Source organism: Kitasatospora sp. NPDC097691 (genome assembly GCF_040302665.1).
In the GTDB taxonomy this organism is placed as follows: domain Bacteria; phylum Actinomycetota; class Actinomycetes; order Streptomycetales; family Streptomycetaceae; genus Kitasatospora.
In genome coordinates, this window is record NZ_JBEORY010000026.1 from 47,364 (window position 1) to 69,685 (window position 22,322).

Sequence of the window (22,322 nt, forward strand, 5' to 3'; positions counted from 1 at the left end):
GTCGTCGAATCGCACAGCAGCAGGCCGCTCCGTTAATCCTTCCGAATGAAGCCCGCGCGCCGAACGGCGGCACGTCTAGTAGGTTCAGCACGGGGATTGCGGCTTCCGGTCCGAACGAATGGAGGCGGGATGCTGAAACAGCTGCCGATCTTGAACGTCGCAAACACATCCGGGTGCGGTTCGTGCCCGTCCAAATCCCGCCCACCGGACATCTCCGCCCTCGCGCTGCAGGCAGAACTGCGCACTCTGGTGCAGCGAGCAGCCGACCAGCAGGCCGAGCACGTCACGCTGAACGCATCACCGACCGACTCGGGACCAACGGAGCTCACGCTCGCGCTCGACGAACCCTTGCCACTGGTCCACGAACTACACCACGAGCCGGTGAACGGTTCCCACGTCTGGGTCGGCGTCCAGGAGGCGGCACTGGCCGTGGCGGACGACGCACAGCACCGGCTCATCCTCAGATTCGCGGCCGGCGAGTCGCCGCGCAGCATCGCGAACGACGCCGGATGGAACAATGTTTCGAACGTCGTGTCCCTCCTGGCGACCTCCGGGCTGATTCGCGGGTTGACGGGCTACCGCGACCGCAAACCCGTGGGCGTCACGCTGTTCGCCCGCCTCCACCTCACGCAGGCCTGCCAACTCGAATGCGCACACTGCTATGCGGATTCGAGCCCGCACATCGATCGCGCGAACGAGCTCCCGACGGCGCGGTGGCGCACGTTCATCGACGACTTCGCCGCACTCGGGGGCAGGCAGGTGCTGTTCACCGGCGGTGAGGCACTGATGCATCCCGGCTGTCTCGAGCTCATGGCGACCGCCAAGGAGCACCGCATGAAGGTGACCCTGTTCAGCAACGGCCTGCTGATTCCCAAGCTGGCCGAGCAGATTCATCCGCTGGCCGACCTGGTGCAGATCAGCATCGACGGACCCGACGCCGAGTCACACGACGCCATCCGCGGCCGCAACTCCTTCAAGCACGCGATCGCGGCGATTGACAGGTTGACCGAACTGGGCACTCCGACGCGCATCGGCATGACGATCGCGCCCGCCACGTGGCCCAACTGGGTGCAGAAATTCCCTCAGCTGCGAGATCGCTTCGCGGGGGCGCCGAATGTCGCCTTCAAGTTTACCTACGGCATCATGCCGCACGGCCGCGGCAGCCAAATCGACCCTGCCGGGCCGGCGTCGCGAGAGGAAGTGCGCGACTTCCTTGCAACGGTCAACGGTACCGCTCCCCAGATCACGCGGTATATGGCCACGTGCGGATACGCTGACCAGATGGTGATCGGACCCGATGGGTCGGTCTACCCCTGCCACCTGCTGGACGGGAAGGTCTGCCACATCGACGACATGCCCCTGCGCAACATCGTCGACCTGGTGGCGGGACTGGCGACACAGATCGACGTCGACCACGTCGAGGGCTGCAAGACGTGCGAGATTCGATACCTTTGCGGCGGGACGTGCCGCGTACGCGACAGCAAGAACACCGGCTCTCGCCTGATCACCACGTGCACGCCCGAGGACAAGCATCGCAATTACGTGAAGATGGCTGGCGATTTCGCCCAGCACATGCGGTAACGGCCGAGAAAGGGAAAATCATGCCCGACGAACCCGAGGTGCCCGAGTCCCTGGAACCGAAATACAAGGAGCGGCTCACGTTCTTCGTCCCGGAGGCGAACATCGACATGTCCGGCAAGGGAATGCGGATCGCGCTCGACGAGGACCAGCTCGCGGACCTCAGCGATATGATGGATCAAAACTCGGGAACTTCGCCCGGGTGCATCAGCGCGCCCGGTGGGCCCAGCTGCTGACTCACCGGGCAGGGTGACGTTCAGCCTCGGCCGCGCGTCCTGGAAGCGTTTCGACCGAAACGCTTCCAGGACGCGCGTTCGCCCCCGACTGACCGTCCAGGCGCTCAACACTCTGCGCACCGGCCGGTGGTGCCGGTGCATAAGCTGGCGGCGACGCGTCCGCGATCCACTCGCCGACCGCCGGCAGCGAGGCCGCCCCGGCAAGCACCGCGCACGCGGTGAGGCGAGGACGACGGTCAGCGCGTGCCGCACTCCGCGCGGATCGCGCGGGTCCGGGACCTGGGCCGGCCGCTCCAGCAGACCGAGCACCTCCCCCGGACACGACATCGGGCTACTCGCGCAGCTGGTCAAGGGCAGGCCGGATCGGGGACGATGCGTCGGCAGGCACGGTCCTCCAGACAGGTCACGGGGCGTAGAGCAATCCGTGATCACGGAAGCCTTCCCGGTATCGTCCCCGGTCACGTCAATGCCGCAGCCTGCCCGCTACCCAGGCTCGCCAGACGTGACGGGTATTCGGCAGGTCGGGGTGGTCAAGGAGCCAGAGCACATAGCCGGCCTGGCAGCGGGCCCACGGGCTGTCCGAATCGGCTGCACGATCGAGCCTGCCGCGCAGGTCGGCGCTGTCGACGGCCCGGGCGACCCGCACGTACTCGCGATCCTTGCAGCGATACGCGCGGTGGACGACGATCTCGACCAGGTCGGTGAGCTTCGCCTTGACCGCCTCGTCCTGGTGCGTGCGGGCCACGTCCCGGATCAGGCTCTGCTTCGTACCCCACGCCTTCGCATACTCTGTCCACTCCCGCGGGTACCTCGCCTCCCACTCCAGGAAGAGCAGCGCATAGGGCAGCCCCGGCCACGTCGCCAGATCTCCGCCCACAGGTCTACCCCACACCCCATCAGGCAGCGAATGCCTCTGGGCTTGCTGATACCTCCGGCGCGCCTGCAGAAAAGCCGGCTCCCGGTACTGCTCGTCCGCTCCCAGAGGCCGCGTCAGCCACCACATCTCGTTGGACCGGCCGAGCGCCTCCGCGACATTCCGCTGAGCCTCAGCCAGACGGACCAGCGCTGCCGCTCTTGCAGCCGGATCATCCGCTATCAGTCCGAACGCCCAGCCCAGCCGCTCATCCCATGCACGAGCCTCGTCCACATCCGCACCTGCTTTTTCAGCCACGCAGGGGATCATCCCCCGGCACCGTCGGCCGGCTCCACCCGACGGTGCCGGGAGACGCAAGGGCACCGAGGCGCAGTCCAGGGCCCAGTTGTCCGGCGACCGATTCCCTCGGCGGAACCAGTGGTGCTGCACCACCGAGCGCGCCCGTTCCGCTGGAGGAGGATCGGTCCACGGCACGAGAAAGGGCGTGCGGTCCGGGCTGTGGATGCCCTCCGTCTCCGGGGCGTCCAGGCCCGGCCGACTCGTGTCGACGGGCACCAGTCCCGCAGAACTGACCCCCTGGGGCCGGTGCGGGCCTGTCCGCCGGCTCATGCGCGAGGTGAAGGTCGTCTGCCCGATACTGTCCGGCGTGGACTTCACCTCCGGAGGGACGGACGGGCCGCGTCTTGACGCCGCCGCCATGGCTCAGCTTGATCTTGGCAACAACGTCTGGGGATCTCTGACCGGGACAACCAGCGCTCAAAGCGCGGCCGAGCTGTTCTTCCGCGCCGGCTGGCGGGTCCGTCGATCGAGCTGGACCGAGTTCCAGGTCGAGAACGAGTCCGCAGAACTTGAGCTGATGCCGCTCGAACCCGTCGTGTTCAGCGGGTTTGTGGACCCCGATCGCATCACTGACCTGCTGGCGTCACTGAACGGGATGGGCGTGTCCTTCAACGTCGAGTTCGAAGACCTCGAAGGGCAAGAGCACATCTATCGCTCGGCCGACCAGCACGACCGGCACGCTCAGTCCTGGTGAGCTCGGTTCTCCTTCGCCAGGAGATCGCGTCGCCGGCGGGTCCGGTAGGAGTCGCCGGTCAACCCGGCACGCCGGGCGAGATGACACCGTGGGCGGGAGATCGCCGGAGCAGGCTCGGCCGGCACCGGAGCGAAGGATCGGAAGAACGCGCCTCCGGCGGTCCGCCCACCGGCCTGCTCAGACGGAGGAAGCCGAGTGATCTCCGTTGCCGAACCACCACTCGACGCCATCGAGGCCTGCGGCCCAGGTGCTCATGACCTGCTCGATCGCGGCCAGGCCAACCGCGCGGCCCACAGTGACGACGATGAAGCGCAGGCCTGCCGGCGCCTCAGCTACGCCCGCGAGCTTCCCGACCGCGTCTTTGAGCGCCGCAAACGCCTCGGGGCTCACCTGCCCGAGGCCGGCTGCCTGGATGCACAGGTTCTCGCCCTGTTCGACAACCTCGAACCGGCCGTCATCAGCGACCCGTAGCACGTCACCGGCCGCGCATCCGAGCACCATGCCCGGGCTTCCCGCCAGTTCGAACAGGCCCGGCTTCACCAGGCGGGCCGGCAGAACCTCGAACACCGGGCGCCCGGACCCGGCGTGCCCAGCCAGAAGGCGTACGTGGGTGCCAGTCGGCGGCTGAGGATCGGAGGTCATTGAGTGATCGTCCCACACGCCTCCGACCACGGCCCCGAGGCCATCCGAGATCCGCAAGCGCAAGGGAGACACCGGGAAGGAGACCCGGCCGCACGACCGGCACGTGATGCGCTCGATCCGCGCAACCCGGCACCCGAACTCCACTCGTGCGCAAGACCGTTGACGACAGCGTCCCAGTCGCTCTGCGGGAGAGCGGCGAAGGCCCGAATCGATGGCGGGCAGGGCCCGTCAGAACCGGCTGCGGCGTACGACGACGGGCCGGGCAGGGGCGCCGACCGCAGGAAAGCGCTACCGCCCGTGTGCGGTCACTGCTCGGCCGCGGTGCGGACCTGGAGGGCCAAAACCGCGGCCTGGTGAAGGTCCTTGACGGCCGGCGCCATCACGCTGCCCGCGGTCGAAGCGTCCGCCCAGCGACAGACGACGATCCCGGTGCTGCTCTGGCGGCCGCACTGCATCACTCCGCCCAGCGGGCCGGGGTCCACGTCCTCGGGGTCGTCGACCTTGGCACCCGCGAAGTAGTTGGCCAGGCCCCAAGAGAGCGAGTGCGCGGCGTTCTCCTGGGCGAATCGCGGATCCCACGCGGTCGTGGAAACGGCGAGGACGACGTCCGGCCTGGTCCCGTCCGCAGTGGCCGAGTAGAACCAGTAGTGTTCCGCGCTCCCCCGCACCCTGGCCGACAGCTGGTCCGCAGCATCGCCGGTGATCAACTGGTACCCGGCCACCGTCGCGGGCCCCTCGACCGTGCGCCCGGTCGGACCGGACCGGGCGGCGGGACCGTACGGTGCGCCGGACGTCGCACTGACAGCCGGCACGGCCACCGCAGCGGCCACAAACAGCAGGATCCCCACCGACACGACGGCACGGCGCCTGGCGCGCAGCGCGGCAACACGCGGGGCGTCCTCCATCGTGCGCGCGACCGGATTGCGCCAGGAACGGGTGAGTGTCCAGACCAGCAGCCCGGCCACGAGCCCGACCGTGCCGGCCCCGACGAGCTGTCCGTCCAGGTACGCGTCGGAATGTGTGTCAATTGCGAGGAACATGTGGCGCATCGTACGGGCATTCGAGAAGCGGGCCCGGCGGCAGGTGCGAAACCGGCCGGTTCCCGGTCCGCGTGGCCGAGCTCCGAGTTCGCGGTGACCGACGCCGCGGTGACGGACACCGCTGTGGCGGGGCCGCTGTGCCCGGGGCAGGCAGATCAGAAAGGCGGGTTACAGCTCTGACCGGGATTCCGCGATGCGAAGAAGGTCGAGCAGCCGGTTCGCACGCCGCGGCATGATGACAGCAGGGGCGGTCAGACTTTCGAATGGGTGACCCTCTTCAGCTATGAGAGCATCGACGGCTGCCCACGGCCGGGCCGGGGCCAAGCCGAGCGGGGCGCGGCCAACCCCTCCGCGAGAGTGAGAGCGTGGTGGTTGAACCGTACTGCAGCTCGATGATCTGCAGCTTTCGGGTGGCCGCGGTGTGGGCTGCGGTGTGGGGCTGCGGTGTGGGGATGGTCGGCCTGGGGCAGCCGGCGGGCGGGGAGTCTGTTGCACCCCTGGTGGCCGCAGCCATCACACTGATCGTTATCGTCTGCTCCCGTGTCCAGGTGGGACACAGTTCTTTCGAAGTGGGGGCATCTCATGGCCGATCAGAAGCTCGAGCTTCAGTCGCAGGCCAGACGGGCAGTTCTGCAGTTGGACCAGACTGAGCGACCCCGCCTGGTGCTCTTGGCGATCAGCGGGCCGAGTCAGTATCTCGTCGGCGCTTTGCTCGGTGGACTGCTCAGCATGTTCTTGATCAAGTCCTACTTCATCAGCGTCACGGATCGGTCGGTCTTCATTCACCGCGGCCCTCGCTTGAACCCTCATCCGAAGGAGCTGGTGCACGTCGTCCCGCTCAAGGATGCCGGCGGCTTGGTCAGCCGCGTCAAGATCGGCCGCACCTGGAACGCGTTGTTCTTGAACCTCCCCGGCAAGACAAGGCCGACCCGGCTGAACGTCTCGTTCCATTCCCGTTCTGAGCTGGATCGCTTCCTGGGGAAGCTCGGTGGTGCCGAGCGTTCGTAGCCCTCGGGCCGGCATGTCAAGCCCCATTGGCCCCGGCGAGCGCCGTCGCCCTGGCGTGAACTCGCCGGTGGGTCCAGCGAATCGCTCCCAGCCGGCGGCGACGCCATCAAGCGGCTGGGCGAGAATCGGCCGGCGGCCGGGATCGGCGGAACCGGTCAGCCAGAAGAACCGGTCGGCCTGGACCGAGTCCGCCCACCGAAGAAGGCCGCCGGTGGCGGGGAACACGTGGCGCTTCCAGTCACAGCAGTCTGCCGGTCGGCGATCGACACGATGAGCGGCGGCAAGTCTCACTGCCGCTGAAGGAGTGACCATGGCGTTCAGGACCGAGGCCTACTTCGAAGCCGTCGAACGGGACGAGTGGTCCTATTCGTCGGCTGTCGGCGTCGGACCGCTCCGGTTCGGCATGACCGTCGACGAAGTGGTCAAGGCGGCCGAGGTCCTCGGCCAGACGAGGGCCAGCGATTGTGCACGGCACCACGCGATCTTCTCGCCGGCTTGGAAGGTCGAGGTCGTCCGTCGCGGAGCGGCCACTTCGCTGCCCGCCGTCACGGCCTACGTGAGCCAGGTCGCGGGACTGTACTGCATCGCGGCCGACGCCATGCAGGGTCCCCAGGTCGCGTACGACGGAATCCCGCTGGTCGGGCGGGACCTGTCGGAACTGGAGAACGACATGATCGCGTATGCCGAGACGATGGACGTGCACTTCCGCTACACACCGGAGGGCTACCCAGGACCGGATGACTCCGGGGTCGTCATGCGCGGCCAACTGGTCGGGCAGGCCCTCCGATCGCGCCCGCTGTTCATGGTGGCACGCGACGGCGCGCATACCGAATGGGACTCGGTGCCCTTCGAGGAGTACCGCGTCAACGGCCGGTCCACGGCCTGACGGGGTGTGTGGCCCGGCTGTGGGTCGCCCGACCTCGTTCACGCAGACACGGTCCTCCGGTGGTGTTCGGCGCGCAGTGCGTGCTGGAGGGCGGTGACAACGGTCAGGGCCGGGCTGCTCGGGGCTCGCGGCCGAGCCGGAGTCTTGGCGGCGACGCGGGGCCGGGTGGTTCAGTCGGCCTCGATGTAGGCGACGAGGATGATCGTGCCGAGCACGGTGGAGACGTAGGCGATCCGGACGCCGTCCTTGGCGTAGTCGCGGACCGGGCTGTCGGGTCGCGTCTGGATACCGGCGGTCTTCGGGGTCAACGCGATGGTGTCCAGGTGCGGGTCGAGACGGGCGAGGGCGGCGTCGTCCATCTCGGCGAGCTGGCGTTCGGCGACCTCGTGGAAGGTGATGACCGCGCGGCGCGGCTGGCGGTCAGGCAACGCGCTGCTCGCCGCCGGTCGCCGGGGCGGTCTCGATGCCGCACTCGGCCTTGATGTCGTCCCGGGTGGGACGGTCGTTCGGGTCGACGCCGCTGTCCGCCAGGTCGAGGAGGACGTACGCCAGGGTCGGGTCCTCCAACGCCGCGTCGCGGGCGGTGGCGCGCAGTGCTTCGGACTCGTCGGGGTCGAACACCCTCCGCATCGCGTCCTCCTGGTATTGGTCTGCTGTCTCTCAGGGTAGGGGGTCGCTGCGGCTTCCGGTCGCGTCGGTGGGGATGAGTGGCCGTCGGCCCCGGTCCGGGTTTCACGGCCGGCCGTGTTCCCTCGGGAGAGGATCCGGGCGGCGAAGGCGAGGAGCGCTCCGATGCCTGCGGTGGCGAGGTTGTCCGCAGGCAGTCCGTCCGGATCGCCGCCTGGCTCCGCTCGGGGGCTGGGTGTCCTCGTCCGCCGACCGCGGCGGGTCGCGCCGAGCACGGGAGGAACCGGCGTGCCCGCTGCATCGTCTCGCGTCCGCCGGACCCGGCCGATGCGGACAGCATGGGGTGGTGGCCGCCGCGGGCCGGATGCACCGCGAAGCCGAGCGCTGGCAACGGTCGCGGCTCACGGAGTGTCGGCGCACAACGTCAGGTGGCGCAGCGTCGTGTGGGCGAGGTATCCGTGCCATGTGTCCGTCGTCGGGATCCGGCCGGCGAACTGCAGGTATGAGGTGTTCCCGTTCAGCACTCCCGTCAGCACCTCACCGTCCTCGCCTCGGGCTCGCTGTGCGGCGCGGACACAGGCCATCAGGGCGGCGCCGACCGCCGGGTGGGAGGGGCCGTGGGAGTCGGCAGGCCAGTCGACGGGCCGTACCACCTCCGGCCCCAGCCAGGCGGCCAGGACGTCCGTCAGCGGTGTGGCCGGCCCTGTAGGTGAGTTGTGGTTCTTGCCCAGCTTCTGCGGTCGGTAACGGGCTGTACCAGCCGCTGGCTTCCCGGACGCTGGGATGGCTGTCAGGGCCGGGTGCCATGATCGGCTGCATGGGTGTTCTCTTTGGCTACTACGCCGCTGATGGTGACGAAGACGCACGCCGGGCGGTTGAACGCGACGACGACGAGCCCACCGGCACGGGATATGACGAGTTCGTGGTGAAGGGCATCGACCCGGTGGTCGACTTGCTGCCCGCTGAGGTGCTCATCTCGGGTCGATCGGCCGACGTTGTCGAGGCCGATCCTCGGCATGGCCATCTGGTGGCCATGGTGGGAGACGGTGAAGTGGTCAGCGTGTCGATCACTGATGCGTTCCGTGACTCGATCGCTGACTTCAACGCCGAGTTGCTGGGTGATGTCGTCGCCCGCAGCTGGTCTGCGTCTGACGTCTTCTCCACACCGCCCGACCCGGACGGGCTCGCGGAGTTCCTGAGCAGCCTTGCCGCGCTCGCGCGCCGATCCGTCGCCCGTGGTCAGAACCTCTACTGCTGGATCTGCCCGTAGTGGGGACTGCACTCAACCCGCCCGAAGGGCCGCCTGCGAGGCGGGGCAAAGCAGGGCGAAGCCGGCCCGCCCATACATCCGGCGCCTGATCAACTTTGATGGCTTGAGAAGACCGGCCGTCAGGCTGAAGCCTGCTGCGGCCGACCGGCCATGGCGGGTGCCTGGCGCCGCGCCCGGGTGCCGGCAGGGCGGCGGTTGGAGTCGGTCCGGTCGCGATGATGGTGTGCTGTCGCTGATGGGGGGTGTTGGTGGAGGCGTGGGAGTACGGTCCGGCCGAGCTGGCGGTGATCCGGGCGTTCGTCGACGGGGATCCGCTCGACCAGGCCGGCGGGCCGCTCGACGTGCGGACGGTGGTGGCGGACATCCGTCCGGAGGCCAAGGACGGGTTCCTGGTCGAGGAAGTGCCCTGGGAGCGGTTCCCGGACGGGACCGACGTGAGAGAGGATCTGGAGCAGGTCCGCTCGGGGGACGACACCGCTACCCGCCGCGCCCTCAGCACGATCCTCGGGCTGTGCGCCAACGACATGAGGGTCGCGGCCGCGCCGGCGGTGCCGTTCCTGGTCCGGATCGGAGCCGGCCCGGCGGTGGGCAGTCACCGCGCCGGGGCGCTGACCGCCGTGGGCGAGGTGGCGCGCATGCGGCACCAAGGCGTCTGCACACGCGAGAACTTGCTGCGGCTCCGTGGCGCCGACGACTGGCTCTTCGAGCCCACCGGCTACCCGCAGAACTGGTCGGTGCAGGCCGCCCGGGAGGCGATCACCGCCGACACCGGCCTCCTCCTGCCCGTACTCGCCGACCCCGACCCCGCCGTCCGCCTCGCCGCCGCCTACGCGCTGGCGGCAGCCGCCGGCCGCGCCCGCGACATCCTCACCGTCGTCCACGCCCGCCTGCCCGTCGAACCCGACCCCGCCGTCCGCGCGGGCCTGGTGCTAGCGATCGCCCAACTGGCCCTCGCACAGCAGGACATGCCGACCACTGCCTGGATGCGCGCCTGCTGGTCCGCCCCCACCCGGCCGCCCGAAGTCCGCGTCAGCGCCGCCCTGGGCGGGCTGTGCCTCACCGACGGCCCGGTCCCGGACGACCTGCGCACCATGCTGAACGACCTCGCCACCCCCGACCTCGCCCAGCTCCTCGAACCCCTGCCCTGGATGCAGGCCGCCTCCACGGGCGGTAGGACCGGCCTGCAGCGATGCCTGCACACCATGCTCCACCCCGACACCCCCGAGCCCTGCACGCCTGCCTACGCCGGCGGAACCGGAACACCCGCCATCCCGACGTGCTGACCACCCAACGCCGCGAGCGCGCCCGCATCCGCATCCGCAGTGAGAAGGGCATCCGCTGGGGCGGACGCCCCCTCTCCACCGCGCCCTGATGCCCCGGCGAGCCTGTGCGGTCGGAGCACCTAGAGTTGTGAAGCCCCTCCGTCGACGGGGAGCTCCGTTCCCGTCGAGAAGGTCGCTTCGAACGCCAAGTACGCCACTGCGGCGGCCACTTCCTCGGATGTCCCCAGCCGCTGCATCGGGATGGTGCTCCGGTAGGCGTCCTTCGTCGCCTCGACGACGTCGGCGGGCAGCATGGCGCGGTCCAGGATGCCCGAGTCGATCGGGCCGGGGCTCACGGCATTGACGCGCACCTTGCGCGGAAGCAGCTCGCGGGCCAGGGTGCGTGTCATCGACCGCAGGGCTGCTTTGCTCGCCGAGTAGACACTGAGCGCGTCGAGTCCCAGGACGTTCACCACCGACGTGGTGAGGACCACGCCGCTTCCCTCGCGCAGCAGCGGCGCCAACGCCTGCACTGTGAAGTACGGGCCCTTGACGTTGACGCCGAACAGCTCGTCGTACATCTCCTCCGTCGTCGTCTCGAACGGCGCGGACGCAGTGACGCCGGCGTTGACGAACAGCGCGTCCACCGCGCCGAACCGCTCCTGGACCGTGCCGGCCAGCGCCTTGATGTCCTTCAGGGACGCGGCATCGCTACGGACGGCGATCGCCTTGTCCCCCAACTGCTCCAGCGCGGCGTCCAGGGTGGATCGGGTACGGCCGGTGATCAGTACGTGCGCCCCGCCGTCCGCGAACAACCGGGCCGCAGCCAGGCCGATACCGCTGCTTCCGCCCGTGATCACGATCTTCTTGCCGTCATAAGTGGTCATGCCCTCCAGCCAAATACCCACCCGCGCACACTGTCCAAGACCTGTTCCGCATGCCGTCATGCCCCGGGCGTATGGCGGCGCGCGACGTACCCTGGGCGAATGGACTTCGATCTGCGGCTCGTGCACTACTTCACGGTCGTGGCGGAGTACGGCAACTTCGGCCGGGCCGCCACCAGACTGCACCTGGCGCAGCCGTCGCTGAGCCGCCAGATCCAGCGGCTGGAAGCTCAGCTCGGTGTCCGGCTCTTCGACCGCTCGCCGCAGGGCAGCAGCCTCACCGACGCCGGTCAGGCCTTCCTTCCCGGGGCCCGGATGCTGCTCCAGGAGGCCGAGCGCGCCGCTCGCGCGGCCAGAGCCGCCGTCCGGCCGCGCACCATCACCGTCGGCTACGCCGAAGGACTGGTCATCACCGCCTGGGTGCAGGAACTGCGCCGCCGGCACCCCGACGGGCAGGTCCGCACCCGGCACCTCGACTGGCGGGACACGCACGCCCTCGCCGAGGGGCGGGTCGACGCCCTCGTCGCGTACGGACCCCTGCCCTTGCCCACGGACGGCTTCCGGGTGAGCAAGCTCCATGAGGAGTCGCGGGTACTCGTCACGTCGGCGAGTCATCGTCTGGCGAACGGGAAGCCCGTCAGCCTGCGGGATCTGTCGGACGAGGAACTGGTGGCCTGCGTCAGCACTCCGGTTGTCTGGAGCACGCCCAGGCCGGTCGGCGACCGCCCGGCACCGCCCCCGCCCGCGATCGACGACAGCTTCGAGGACAAGCTGGAACTCATCGCCACCGGCCACTGTGTCGCGATCTTCCCTGCCGGCGACCGACGCGCTGCTGTGCGCGAGGACATCGCCCTGGTGCCCGTCGTCGACATCGATCCCTGCGAGGTCGTGCTCGTCACGCGCGCTGACGACCCCAACCCGCTGCTCGGATCACTGGAAGACGTCGCACGTACCATGCTCGGCACAACCTCCGAGCGAGAGAACAACGAACTGCCGGTCGACTGACCCTCCTTGCCTCTGTGAGGTTTCCACAAAGGGCTGTCGCCGCGCTGCACGGCCGGCGGGGCTGTCGACCGCTCCGGTGCGGGGCCGACTCCACCGATCTCCCACTCGGCCCGTCAGCCGTGAATCGCCACGCGGTACGGACGCGCAAGCGCACCACCGAGTTGACGGGGATTGCGGCCGAACGCCTCGTGGATGTCGTCGCGGATCTCCCAGCGGATCCGTAGCCGTCGGAAGCCGTGGATCCGCCGTTCGTCCGCTCGCCTACCCAGCGGACCGCCCAGGCCGCAGCCGTGCGGAAGTCCGCGTCGAGCGATGACCGGCGTGACTCCGCGCTTCCACAGGAGCCGACGGTACCTGTCGAAGGACGAGAAGCCTACACATCTCTCCAGTTGATGAACCGCTGGCTCGGGCGCCCCCAGAGGGAGAGGTCGCTGAGTGGGCACTCGTCCAACTCTCCTGCGAGCAATCCGACCAGGAAGTCGACCATCCCGACGTCGTGGACGAGCCACTTCCGCTCGAAGTCGCTCCACACCGCGACCGGCCAGCGGTCCGGGTCAGGCCCGGTGGCGAGCCAGCAGAGCGCATCGGCGGCGTCGCTGTGTCCCCAACCGATCAGCGCAGACTCGTCGACCAGCTCTGCCGGGAGGCCCGCGCGAGTCCGGCCGAACGTGAAGCGGGCTTCCTCGGTCTCCTCCGCCACATCGGTCGGGCGCTCGCCCGGCCCGCTCACGGACACCGGGTGCGCCACACCAAGATGGTCGCTGATCGTCCCCGCTCCATAGAGCTCGATGAACTCTCGGTAGTCGGACGGAAAGCGCCGGCCGAGGGCCGCTTCGGCAGCCGCCCAGTCGACGCCGTCCCCGCCGGCTGCTGGGGCAGGCATCATCACCTTGAGCCTGTCAAGCCTCATGGACTCCCCTTGATCAGAACGATGGATCAACGGTCAGGGCTCACTGCCGATCGGCACCGGCTGGTCGGTCTCAGTGTGCGTCACCAATCCGAGGTTCCGCCAACCCTTGCTCGGGCTGAGGATCATATTGGGCACCACCGTGTCGAACCTGAGGCCAGGCCGGCCATCGGGGTACGTGCCTTGAGCGGAAATCTCGTAGGCGACGGGGACGGTTCTGTCCCCAGCGTAGTTGGGGACCACCTTGTAGTGAACGATCTGCCCGTTGTCGACGGCATGCCTCGCCTTGTCCTCCCAAGAGTTCATGTTCTCCGGGATAGGACCGAACTGAGACTGCTTGACATAGGTATTGGCGGAGCGCGAGCAGGTCGAGATGTTCCGCCGGTCGGTGCCCGAGCCACTCAACTGGCCGGCCAGTATGTGGCAGGCGTTGATGGCCTGACTGGAGTCCAGCTCCAGCCAACCCGCATACCTCTTGGCCCACATGTATCCGGGAGGCGCCTCCTTCTCGACATCGGTCCGAGTGCCCTTGTGGTCTGCTAGGTAAGCGCTGTTCAAGCATGCCTCGGCACCGGTAGCGCGACCGCCGTGGCCGGCATCGATATCGCCCATGTCGACCCAGCCCTCGCCACCGCGAAGGCAGTCGTGGTCCCGACGCTCGTCCGCTGCCCCCGAGTCGCCGGGGCGCGGGCCCGGAATCGGCTCGGGCTCCGAGGAGACAGGTGCTTCCTGGACCGTCGTGATCCCGTCGATGAGGAGTTGCTCGCCGTTGCGGTATGCGACGAGCCCGCCGGATTCGAAGACGTTCGGAGCCGGGGCCGGGGCAGTGGCCGGGGCTGGGGCAGCGGCCGGGGCCTGTACGCGTAGTGCCGTGTAGTGGCCGTTGGGCTTGCGGACCAGCCCGTCGTAGGTGACGGAAGGACTCGTCAGCGTGGCCGCCTGCGCGGCCGAGAGCCGCCCGACGGCTTCGGGCGTCAGGTACGCGGTGCCCGGCCGCGTGTCGACGGGCGCGCCGGCCTGCTGCGCGTACTGCTTCATGGCGGAGGTCTGCGGCTGCCGGTACGGGCTGTCGGCGGTGTCGGCTTCCAGGCCTCGGGCCTCGTCGTTGCGCTCCAGCGGGGCCGGCGCGTCCCCGCCCTGATCCATCGCCGCCGCCGGGTTGGGCGGGGCCGCGGCGAGGCTCTCGAGCAGCTGGGCCATTTCCTGGAGCAGTTGCTGGGTCTGGAGCTGGAGCTGCTGGGTCTTGGCCTTGCCGTCGGCGGCCTTCGCCTCGTTGGCTTTGGAGGCGGCGTTGAGCTGGGCCCCGCGGGAGTTGAGCTGGGCCTCCTCCTGCCGGATCTCGGCCTGCTCGCCCTGGATCTTGGCCTCCTCGGCCTTGACCTGGCCCTGTTCGGCCTCCAGTTGGTCCGCCTCGGCGTTGTAGCGGCTGACGGCGGCGGCCTGGTCGCGAGGAGGCGGGGCCGCGTTGTGGGCGTCGATCTTGCCGCTCAGGGTCCTCGCGTGCTCGTTGTGGCTGTCGGTCTCCTGGTTCACCGCGGCGGTCTTGGCGTCGAGCGCGGTCTGGGCGCTGCGCACTTCGGCGGCTTCCTTGGCGATCCGCTCGGCCTCGGCGACCACCTCCTTGCCTATTCGCTCGATGTCGGCCGCCGTCCGGTTCTGCGCGTCGACTTTCTGGGCGAGGGCCGGGGCGACGGCCGCGATGTCCCTGGACTGGGACAGGCCGGCGACGGTGTCGGGTTGGGTCATGACCGGCGTGTCGGCGGCGGTCGCGGTCGCGGTCGCTCCCGTGCCGATCACCGGCAGCAGGAGGGCCAGCACCAGGGCGACGCCACGCCTCACCGTCCGCCTGGGGCGGGCGGCCGCCCCGAACGGGTGCGCGGTCATCCGGTCACCTTCGCGGTGAGCTCGTCGGCGACCTTCGAGGTGGTCGGCTCGCCGTCACCCGCCTGGCAGACGGAGGCCTGCACCAGGCTCGTGCCCTTCACCCGCGCCTGGTGGTAGCAGGCCCAGCCCGCGCTGCCGTCCTGCGACGCGGTCCACGCCACGGCGACCTCGGTGACAGGGTGCGCCGCGTAGGTCCACGTCGAGCTGCGCCCGGCCTGGCCGGTGACCGTGGCGGACGGGCAGCCGGCGAGACCGTCGGTGAGCGTCTGGAAGGCGGCACCGGCCTTCTCGGCGTCCGGGAAGACGCCGATCACCTGGTTCACGGTGTAGGCGCCGGCGCCCCCGGAGTCCTGGTAGGTCGCCGACAGGAACGCCTTCCACGCCTGCCCGTAGACCGCCTGCGTCGTCGGCCCCGCCGCGACGGCGCACTCCGCCGGCGCAACGGCGAGCGCCGCGTGGGGCCGGTCCGACTGCGGCCCGGCGACCACCGTCGTCCCGGCCAGCCGGCTGACGCTGTCAGCACTGAGAACGCCCGCCTGGACCGTCCCCGCCGCCACATGCGGCACCAGACCCGCAGGCTGCTGCGGCCACATCCACCACCCGATGCCGGCCAGCACCAGGCAGGGCACCACCGCGGCCACCAGCAGCGGCCAGTGCCGCAGCACCCGGGCGCCACGGCGCCGGCTGCGGGCTTGCGAAGGAGCGGGCCGCGAAGCCGCCTGCCCCGGCAACGGCCCCCCGTCGGGTGCCGGCCGCGACCGTTTCGCCCGCAGCCGGCGAAGCAGCGGGCCCTGCCTCGCCCGCCCGGGGCCGTCCGGCGGCCCGACCCGGCCGGGCAGCGGCGGACTGCCCGCGCCGGGCGGCGGCGGACTCCCCGCGCCGGGCGGCCCGGCGGAACCGGCATCGGCCCGCCAGGCCGCACCACCACGGCCCGGATCCGCCGGTGGCTGGATGATGTAGTCGTCGTCTTCGGCCACACTGACCTCCCCCACAGCACACCGCGACCAGGCGGACCCGGTTGCGTTCTGTGGACGGATCCGGCACATACCGTCACTCATTCAGTGCGGCATGGCAAGACCTCCCGCTCCGAATTCGAGGACGTTCCGAGCATTCACCAGCGCTGGCAACTGTCAGCTGGCATGCGGGAGTTCGTCGACCACGCGTGCTGCGCTGCGCGGGACTTGGGCCGACCGATCACGCGCATCGGTGGTGCGCGACAGGGTTGGCCGATCCCAGCGCCCAGGCCGCTTCTCGGACGGCTGCCACCCCGGACAGCGACTCCTGGCCGAAGTCGGTGAGGTCAGGGACCGTGCGGGCCGGGCCAGGCCCGGCGCCACCGGAGCACCATCCGATCAGCCGGGCCGACAGGGAGTGATGACAGGATAGGGCGAATGACGTCAAATCATGATGGGCGTTCGAATGCTCCGGCCGCGGAGACCGGCACCTGGCTTCGCCTGGGCACGATCCATGCCGACCTTGTCGCCGCGAAGAAACTGGTCTACGAACCGAACGGATTCATCTGCTCGCAACCGGTGGCCGAGACGGAGAGCGCCGAGTACGGGGCACATGAGTTGACCGTCGACGGCCTGTCGGTGAGGTTTCGCGCCGCCAAGACGACCCCCAAGAAGGTCGGCCAGTTCGTCACCGTGTGGAAGAGGTCCGCAGAGGGACCCATTCAGCCGTTCGACGCTGCCGACCCCGTCGACCTCTTCGTCGTCAGCTGCCGCGACCGCGGGCACTTCGGGCAGTTCGTCTTTCCGCGGGATGTGCTCTGCGAACAGGGCATCGTCTCACGGGCCGGCGTGGGCGGGAAGCGCGCGTTCCGCGTCTACCCACCCTGGGTGCTCCCGACCGCCCGCCAGGCCCGCAGCACGCAGGTGTGGCAGGCGGACTACTTCCTCACCATCCCCGAGGGCCACCCCGCGGACTCCACCCGCGCCGGGGCGCTCTACCACCCCTGAACCCGAGACCGGTGACTCAGGTGGTTGCCGGTTGGTCGGGCCGACCTCGGTCGGCCCGACCAACCGAACGACTGCAGCCGCAGGAACGGTCGCAGGAAGTCTTCGACGTGGATCCCGCGGGTTCTGAGCGTGCACGCCTTGTCGAGGCGTCCGGTGACGAGGAGTCTGTCGGCAAACGGCGCGCGGGCGGCCCCGCGCCGACCGGCGCAGGAGGTGAAGGTCTTGTCGGCGACTTCCTCCGATCAATCTCGCGAACAGCACTGTGGCCCGGGGGGGGCTGGCATCGGCCCTGTTCGGTGGGCTACGTTGCAGGCATGACTACCGGGACGGCATTGCGCCACACACGGATTGGTGACCCGGTGCTCCTCTGAGCGCCGTACGGGTCGGCACCGGCCCGCTGTCGGATCGAGGATTCCGCGCTTCTGCTCGGGCTCCGCCTCCGTCGTGTTGATCTCAGGCTTGACACATCAACGACGACTGGAGGATTCATGACCACCAAGATGCTGCACATTCCCACCGCGGACGGCCAGGCCGACGCGTTCGCCGCTTTCCCCGACGGTGGCGGGCGGCACCCGGGGGTGCTGATGTACGCGGACGGCTTCGGAATCCGGCCCGTGCTGCGGGAGATGGCCCGCGAACTGGCCGGGCACGGGTACTACGTGCTCGTCCCCAACCTCTTCTACCGGCACGGTCCGGCACCGGTGATCGAGCTTCCCGAGCACATCGGCGAGGAGGCCCGGCCCGCGGTCTTCGCCCAGCTGATGCCCTTGATCGAGGCGCACACCCCCGAACGTGTCCTGAGGGACGCCGACGCCTACCTCGGCTTCCTCACCACCCGGCCCGAGGTCAGTGCCGGACGGGTCGCGGTGACCGGCTACTGCATAGGCGGCCTTCTGGCGATGCGCACCGCCGCGGCCCACCCCGGCCAGGTGGCCGCTATCGCGGGATTCCACGGCCCCGTCGGCGTCGACGGGCCCGACCTCTTCTCCAAGCTCACCGCCCAGGTCTACCTCGGCCACGCCGAAGGCGACATGACCCCCGAGGCCCTCGGCGAGCTCAACCGGGCCCTGGATACCGCAGGTGTCAGCTACGCCTCCGAGATCTACCCCGGTACCGTCCACGGCTTCACCATGTCCGACACCGATGCCTTCAACCCCGCCGCACTGCAGCGCCACTGGGACCGCCTGCTGCCCCTTCTCGGCCGCACCGTGGCCAACGGCTGAGGCTCAGGCCCGGAATCCTCGCACCAGGCGGTGCAGGAGGCGAGACAAGCTGACCGGCTGCCTTGTCGCCGCGGGCGGTCCTGACGGTCGAGGCATTGAACGTGTCGCGTCCGGTGGGCCTGACCGTTCCACGCGGCATCAACGCCGACCGCACCGGCGGGGGCGCGCGGCTCAGCTCCGCTCCCCCGTCGGTGCCAGCCGGCGGCTGAGGCGCAGGACGTCGGCGACCGCACGCGGGTCGGTGCTGCCGCGGAAGACCGGGACGGGGTGGGCCTCGGGACCGATGAGCAGTCCGGTGCGGCCGTCGAGGGCGGGGTCGGTCGCGGCGGCGATCGACGAACGCGCGGCCAGCGAGGCCGGGCCCGCGGTGGAGCGTTCGAACCGTCGACGGACCAGCGGCCACAGCAGGCGCAGCGGCGGGGAGACGATCGTGGGCGAGGTCATGGTGCCGTCGGTCATGGCCGTCGCAGCGCCGCCGGGGTCGGCTGCGAGGACGGCGACTCCGCTGCCGCGCAGGCGTTCGGCGAGGTCCAGGGTGTAGACGAGGTTGGCGAGCTTGGCCCGGCCGTACCAGTGGAACCCGTAGTAGCCGCCCGGTGGCTCGACGGCGGCGAAGGTGCGCTTGGCGAGGCCGATCGCCGACGAGCTGACGTTCACGATCCGGCTCGGTCCGCCGTCCTGGAGGGAGTCGAGCAGCAGCTCGGTCAGCAGGTACGGCGAGAGGTGGTTGACGGCGAAGGTGGCCTCGATCCCGTCGACGGTCTGCCGGCGCTTCGCGAACATCGCGCCGACGTTGTTGACCAGGATCTTCAGCGGCCCCTCGGCGGCCAGGCGGGCCGCGAGCGCACGCACCTCGCCGAGCGAGGCGAGGTCGGCGGCCAGGAAGCGCGGCTCGCCGCCGGTCGCGGCCGCGCCGATCCGCTGGACCGCGCGGGCGCCCCGCTCCGGGTCGCGCCCGACGACGATGACGGCGAGCCCCTGCGCCGCCAGCCCCACTGCGGTCTCCAGCCCGATGCCCCCGGTCCCCGCCGTCACCACAGCCCGCTGTTCCATGGGCCCGCCCTCCGCTCTCGCGCGTTCAGCTCTCTCGAAACGGATGGATATCCGTTTTCATGCGAGGACGCTAGCAGATGATTCGGATAGCTATCCGTTTTCTGCGGCCGAACCTGCCCCGGACCAGCCGGCGACGACGGGATCAGCGCGGAGGACGCAGGCCTTCGACGAGGACGCCGAGATAGACCTCGGTCCGCTCGGGGCCGTGCTCACCGGAGCGCAGCGCGTGCTCGACCCCGCAGAGCAGACGGCGCACGTCACCAGGCCCGATGTCCCGGCGGATCGCGCCGGTCAGGCGCGCACGGTCGAGCAACTGGGCCGTGGAACTGTCCAGTTCACGCTTCAGCTCGACGGTCCGGGCATCCGTGTCGGCGGCCGACTCCAGCACGGCGGCGAACCCGGAGTCCTCCAGGGCCCGCGCCAGCGTGAACCGCAACAGCCTCTGCAGTCCCGCGAGCGGATCCTCGTCCGCAGCCGCGGCCCGGGCCTCCTCGACCAACTCCCGAAAGCGTTCGACGAGCAGCGCCTCCCACAGCGCGTGCCGGTTCGGGAAGTGCCGGTACACCGTCCCCACACCGACCCCGGCCAGCCGCGCGATCGCATTCAGCTGCAGCGAGTCGTCCCCCGCCGCCACCTGCTCCCGCGCCACCTGCAGCACCCGGGCACGGTTGCGCGCGGCATCCGCCCGCAGCCCCGGCCCCTGCTCACCCGTCGATCTCACCCGGTCAGCATAGGCGGGCCCGCTCACCTTCCCCCAGGCACCGGCACCCCCACCCGGCTCGCCCGCCGTCCGGCCCGCCGGGCGGGGCCCAGGTTGCCCACCCGTGCAGCCGACGACGGTCCGGCACCCAAGGGTGCCGGACCGTCGTCGTGCAGGGCGGCTCAGGCCCCTGCGCTCTCCAACTGGAACCGCTCCTGATCCTCCTGGCCGGGGAGCGGGAAGAGGTCCTTGAGATCGTTGTAGTAGCGCTCGACGCTGCGCAGGCTCACCGGCTGGTCGTCCTTGCCCCGCGCCCGGAGGTTGTAGGGGCTCTTGTAGAGGTGGCGACGGAGTTCCTCCGGCCCGGGGTGGCGCCCGTACTCGGCGACCAGTACGGCGAAGCCGACGGTCCACGCCATGGGAATGCCGGCAGCGAGTGCCTTCTCCGCCACTGCGGGGTCGATGGTCGGCAGGTCGTTCTCGCCCGGGTCGACAGCGCGCTCGCTCCCTTCCGTGCGGGTGGTCTCCGCAAGGACCGCGAAGGTCTCCTGCAGCGGCTCCTCAGGCTGTCCCGAACCCGCAAGAGCCGTGCGGGAATCCGAGGCCTGCGAAGACTCGGGATCGGCCTGTGGAGGCGCCGGGCTCTGCCGAACGAGGTGGCCCACACCCGCAAAGGCTTCGGGGCCCGGTCCCGCAACCGCGGAGGACTGCCCGGCCGGCTCCCGCAAAGCGGCCGGCCTGCCGGACGCCGGGCCCGCAACGCCGTCGAACTGCGCCCGCAACGGCTCCGTCCATCCCCCGACAGGCGTGGACGGTATCTCACCGTCCGCTGAAGCCAGCTCCTTGCGCGGACCGGCGATGGTCGGCACTTGCTGGGCCGAATCCGCCGGTGCCTCCGTCTGCTGCGGCCGGCCGGCGGCGATTGACGCGCGGGCGGCGAAGAGCCGGTCGAGGGGACGGGTGGCGACGCCGGCAGCGGCGAGGCCGTCCTCATAGGTCCACTCGATCGGCACGCCGAGTCGGTTCAGCTTCAACGGCAGGTGCGCGGCGGCAGGCAGCTTCCCGTCCGGGCCGAGCGGGGCGTCCTCCAGCAAGGTGAGGTAGGCGAGCCGAGCCTGTTCCAGCCGGACGGCTTCATCCAGGCTGCGAATCTCCCACAACTGCATCCGCCGCCACATCGCCCAGGTCTGCCGGGGGGCGAGGAGCCATCGCGTGAGCCGGATCTTATCGATGGTCCGGTCGGAGCTGAGGCGCGCGATCCGTGAGATCGCGTGTCTCGTCGCCTCGCTGATGATGATGAAGAGGACCGGGATGACGGCGTGCATCCCGGTGCCCAGAGGGTCGGGCCAGGACGACGCGGCATTGAAGGCGATCGTCGCCGCTGTCAGGCCCCAGGCGGTGGGGCGCAGCAGCGGGAACGGGATGCGAAGCCAGGTGAGGAGGAGGTCCAGGGCGAGGAGAACGAGGATGCCGACGTCCACGCCGATCGGGAAGGCGTACGCGAACCGGCCCATCCCGACACCGAAGGCCAACCGGCGGACCGCCAGGTACGAGCCGGCCAGGCCGATCAGCGCCACGAACGTGGCGCCCAGCGCGACGAGCGCAATCAAGGCCCAGTGGACCCTGGTCAGGACCGGTCGTGTCACGACTCTCCCCTCTCTGCTTGGTGCTCAGGCGGTGCAGTTTGTCATGCGGGTCGGACGAGGCGCACGGGACATACCTGGTCAGCAGCCTCACGGACCCCCGCGCGGGCCATTTCGTCGGCACCGTCACCGCGGCCGCCCTCGTCAGCCGACTCCGCACATGATCGACCGGACGGATCCTAGGGCGCGCCGAAGCGGCGTCGCGTACCGGCTTCCAGGCGGGACTGCTCGTTCCGACCGAAGGACCAGGCGCGCTTCCCTGGGCGTGAGGAGGCCGTCCGCCAACCGTCGGAGGACCTCCGGCACGCGGGGCGGACGAACGACACCTCGCCGCCGGCGACCTCCTGGTGGGCCTGCCGCGTGGGCCGACACGCCCACCCACCGCGGCGACGCCGAGACGGTCCGCGCGGCGGTCCGGGGCTCGCGGCTGGCCCTCGGGCCGGGCGGGCGGCAGCAGTTCGGCCTCGCCCTGTACGTGGACTTCGCGCCGACCCCGGACCACTGGGTTGCGTACCGGGACGGCTGGTGCGTGTGACCGGAGCGCCACAAGCACATGCGCCGCGCGGGGGGGTTCGGGGTTGTCGACGCACAGCCGCGGGTCCGGGT

At 70.1% G+C, this 22,322-nt stretch carries 22 protein-coding genes and 2 pseudogenes; 11 read left to right on the forward strand and 13 right to left on the reverse strand.

The features are described from left to right. Nucleotides 1–129 precede the first annotated feature (129 nt). Together ABTY56_RS19925 and ABTY56_RS19930 are read left to right on the forward strand one after the other, a co-directional pair. Nucleotides 130–1,581 (forward strand): radical SAM/SPASM domain-containing protein, encoded by a 1,452-nt coding sequence (locus ABTY56_RS19925; protein ID WP_350630245.1) that lies wholly within the window; start codon nt 130–132, stop codon nt 1,579–1,581. A gap of 20 nt (nt 1,582–1,601) precedes the next feature. Beyond that, nucleotides 1,602–1,814: a hypothetical protein gene (locus tag ABTY56_RS19930; protein WP_350630246.1), complete on the forward strand. Its 213-nt coding sequence runs from the start codon at nt 1,602–1,604 to the stop codon at nt 1,812–1,814. A gap of 463 nt (nt 1,815–2,277) precedes the next feature. Here ABTY56_RS19930 and ABTY56_RS19935 read toward each other — a convergent pair whose 3' ends face one another. Then, complete coding sequence (locus ABTY56_RS19935; RefSeq protein WP_350630247.1) at nt 2,278–2,985, reverse strand: hypothetical protein; 708 nt, start codon at nt 2,983–2,985, stop codon at nt 2,278–2,280. Nucleotides 2,986–3,334: 349 nt separating this feature from the next. Between ABTY56_RS19935 and ABTY56_RS19940 the strand changes: the two genes are divergently transcribed. After that, entirely contained in the window at nt 3,335–3,721 is a 387-nt protein-coding gene (locus ABTY56_RS19940) for a hypothetical protein (RefSeq protein WP_350630248.1), read from the forward strand. Between the two features lie 177 nt (nt 3,722–3,898). Here ABTY56_RS19940 and ABTY56_RS19945 read toward each other — a convergent pair whose 3' ends face one another. Next, a complete protein-coding gene (locus ABTY56_RS19945) occupies nt 3,899–4,363 on the reverse strand; it encodes a DUF4265 domain-containing protein (protein WP_350630249.1) in 465 nt (154 codons plus the stop codon). Between the two features lie 305 nt (nt 4,364–4,668). Further along, nucleotides 4,669–5,403, reverse strand: a complete 735-nt coding sequence (locus ABTY56_RS19950) for a hypothetical protein (RefSeq protein WP_350630250.1) — start codon at nt 5,401–5,403, stop codon at nt 4,669–4,671. 582 nt (nt 5,404–5,985) lie between these two features. On the opposite strand from ABTY56_RS19950, the gene ABTY56_RS19955 reads away from it, so the two are divergent. Then, complete coding sequence (locus ABTY56_RS19955; protein WP_350630251.1) at nt 5,986–6,411, forward strand: hypothetical protein; 426 nt, start codon at nt 5,986–5,988, stop codon at nt 6,409–6,411. Nucleotides 6,412–6,721: 310 nt separating this feature from the next. After that, nucleotides 6,722–7,297 (forward strand): hypothetical protein, encoded by a 576-nt coding sequence (locus ABTY56_RS19960; protein ID WP_350630252.1) that lies wholly within the window; start codon nt 6,722–6,724, stop codon nt 7,295–7,297. 170 nt (nt 7,298–7,467) lie between these two features. On the opposite strand, the gene ABTY56_RS19965 is transcribed toward ABTY56_RS19960, so the two are convergent. Both ABTY56_RS19965 and ABTY56_RS19970 read right to left on the reverse strand, forming a co-directional pair. Further along, nucleotides 7,468–7,725 (reverse strand): hypothetical protein, encoded by a 258-nt coding sequence (locus tag ABTY56_RS19965; protein ID WP_350630253.1) that lies wholly within the window; start codon nt 7,723–7,725, stop codon nt 7,468–7,470. After that, nucleotides 7,718–7,927, reverse strand: a complete 210-nt coding sequence (locus ABTY56_RS19970) for a hypothetical protein (RefSeq protein ID WP_350630254.1) — start codon at nt 7,925–7,927, stop codon at nt 7,718–7,720. The genes ABTY56_RS19965 and ABTY56_RS19970 overlap by 8 nt, the downstream gene beginning before the upstream one ends. 814 nt (nt 7,928–8,741) lie before the next feature. On the opposite strand from ABTY56_RS19970, the gene ABTY56_RS19975 reads away from it, so the two are divergent. The 3 genes and pseudogenes from ABTY56_RS19975 to ABTY56_RS19985 all read left to right on the forward strand — a co-directional run. Further along, nucleotides 8,742–9,194: a hypothetical protein gene (locus ABTY56_RS19975; RefSeq protein ID WP_350630255.1), complete on the forward strand. Its 453-nt coding sequence runs from the start codon at nt 8,742–8,744 to the stop codon at nt 9,192–9,194. A 248-nt stretch (nt 9,195–9,442) separates the two neighbouring features. Continuing rightward, nucleotides 9,443–10,477, forward strand: coding sequence for a serine/threonine-protein kinase (locus tag ABTY56_RS19980; protein ID WP_350630256.1), 1,035 nt, complete (start codon nt 9,443–9,445; stop codon nt 10,475–10,477). Further along, nucleotides 10,417–10,566 (forward strand): annotated as a pseudogene (locus ABTY56_RS19985) (IS630 family transposase); the annotation flags it as partial. The gene ABTY56_RS19980 and the pseudogene ABTY56_RS19985, both read left to right, overlap by 61 nt. A gap of 30 nt (nt 10,567–10,596) precedes the next feature. Here the strand turns inward: ABTY56_RS19985 and ABTY56_RS19990 are convergent. After that, nucleotides 10,597–11,343 (reverse strand): SDR family oxidoreductase, encoded by a 747-nt coding sequence (locus ABTY56_RS19990; RefSeq protein ID WP_350630257.1) that lies wholly within the window; start codon nt 11,341–11,343, stop codon nt 10,597–10,599. A gap of 99 nt (nt 11,344–11,442) precedes the next feature. Here ABTY56_RS19990 and ABTY56_RS19995 point away from each other — a divergent pair, with 99 nt between their 5' ends. Further along, nucleotides 11,443–12,345 carry a LysR family transcriptional regulator gene (locus tag ABTY56_RS19995; protein ID WP_350630258.1) on the forward strand — a complete coding sequence of 301 codons (903 nt, stop codon included), beginning with the start codon at nt 11,443–11,445 and terminating at the stop codon, nt 12,343–12,345. A gap of 113 nt (nt 12,346–12,458) precedes the next feature. Here ABTY56_RS19995 and ABTY56_RS20000 read toward each other — a convergent pair. The 4 genes and pseudogenes from ABTY56_RS20000 to ABTY56_RS20015 all read right to left on the reverse strand — a co-directional run. After that, nucleotides 12,459–12,707, reverse strand: a pseudogene (locus ABTY56_RS20000) (hypothetical protein); the annotation flags it as partial. A gap of 11 nt (nt 12,708–12,718) precedes the next feature. After that, a complete protein-coding gene (locus ABTY56_RS20005) occupies nt 12,719–13,255 on the reverse strand; it encodes an SMI1/KNR4 family protein (protein WP_350630259.1) in 537 nt (178 codons plus the stop codon). Between the two features lie 33 nt (nt 13,256–13,288). Next, entirely contained in the window at nt 13,289–15,136 is a 1,848-nt protein-coding gene (locus ABTY56_RS20010) for a DNA/RNA non-specific endonuclease (RefSeq protein WP_350630260.1), read from the reverse strand. Continuing rightward, nucleotides 15,133–15,801 carry a sensor domain-containing protein gene (locus tag ABTY56_RS20015; RefSeq protein WP_350630261.1) on the reverse strand — a complete coding sequence of 223 codons (669 nt, stop codon included), beginning with the start codon at nt 15,799–15,801 and terminating at the stop codon, nt 15,133–15,135. The genes ABTY56_RS20010 and ABTY56_RS20015 overlap by 4 nt, the downstream gene beginning before the upstream one ends. A 789-nt stretch (nt 15,802–16,590) precedes the next feature. Between ABTY56_RS20015 and ABTY56_RS20020 the strand changes: the two genes are divergently transcribed. Both ABTY56_RS20020 and ABTY56_RS20025 read left to right on the forward strand, forming a co-directional pair. Beyond that, nucleotides 16,591–17,097: a MepB family protein gene (locus ABTY56_RS20020; RefSeq protein ID WP_350630295.1), complete on the forward strand. Its 507-nt coding sequence runs from the start codon at nt 16,591–16,593 to the stop codon at nt 17,095–17,097. Nucleotides 17,098–17,585: 488 nt separating this feature from the next. After that, entirely contained in the window at nt 17,586–18,320 is a 735-nt protein-coding gene (locus ABTY56_RS20025) for a dienelactone hydrolase family protein (protein WP_350630262.1), read from the forward strand. A gap of 171 nt (nt 18,321–18,491) precedes the next feature. On the opposite strand, the gene ABTY56_RS20030 is transcribed toward ABTY56_RS20025, so the two are convergent. The 3 genes from ABTY56_RS20030 to ABTY56_RS20040 all read right to left on the reverse strand — a co-directional run bounded on the left by ABTY56_RS20030 (nt 18,492) and on the right by ABTY56_RS20040 (nt 21,719). Then, nucleotides 18,492–19,373, reverse strand: a complete 882-nt coding sequence (locus ABTY56_RS20030) for an SDR family NAD(P)-dependent oxidoreductase (RefSeq protein ID WP_350630263.1) — start codon at nt 19,371–19,373, stop codon at nt 18,492–18,494. A 142-nt stretch (nt 19,374–19,515) separates the two neighbouring features. Further along, nucleotides 19,516–20,094, reverse strand: a complete 579-nt coding sequence (locus ABTY56_RS20035) for a TetR/AcrR family transcriptional regulator (protein WP_350630264.1) — start codon at nt 20,092–20,094, stop codon at nt 19,516–19,518. 161 nt (nt 20,095–20,255) lie between these two features. Continuing rightward, entirely contained in the window at nt 20,256–21,719 is a 1,464-nt protein-coding gene (locus ABTY56_RS20040; protein ID WP_350630265.1) for a DUF2637 domain-containing protein, read from the reverse strand. Nucleotides 21,720–22,322 lie beyond the last annotated feature (603 nt).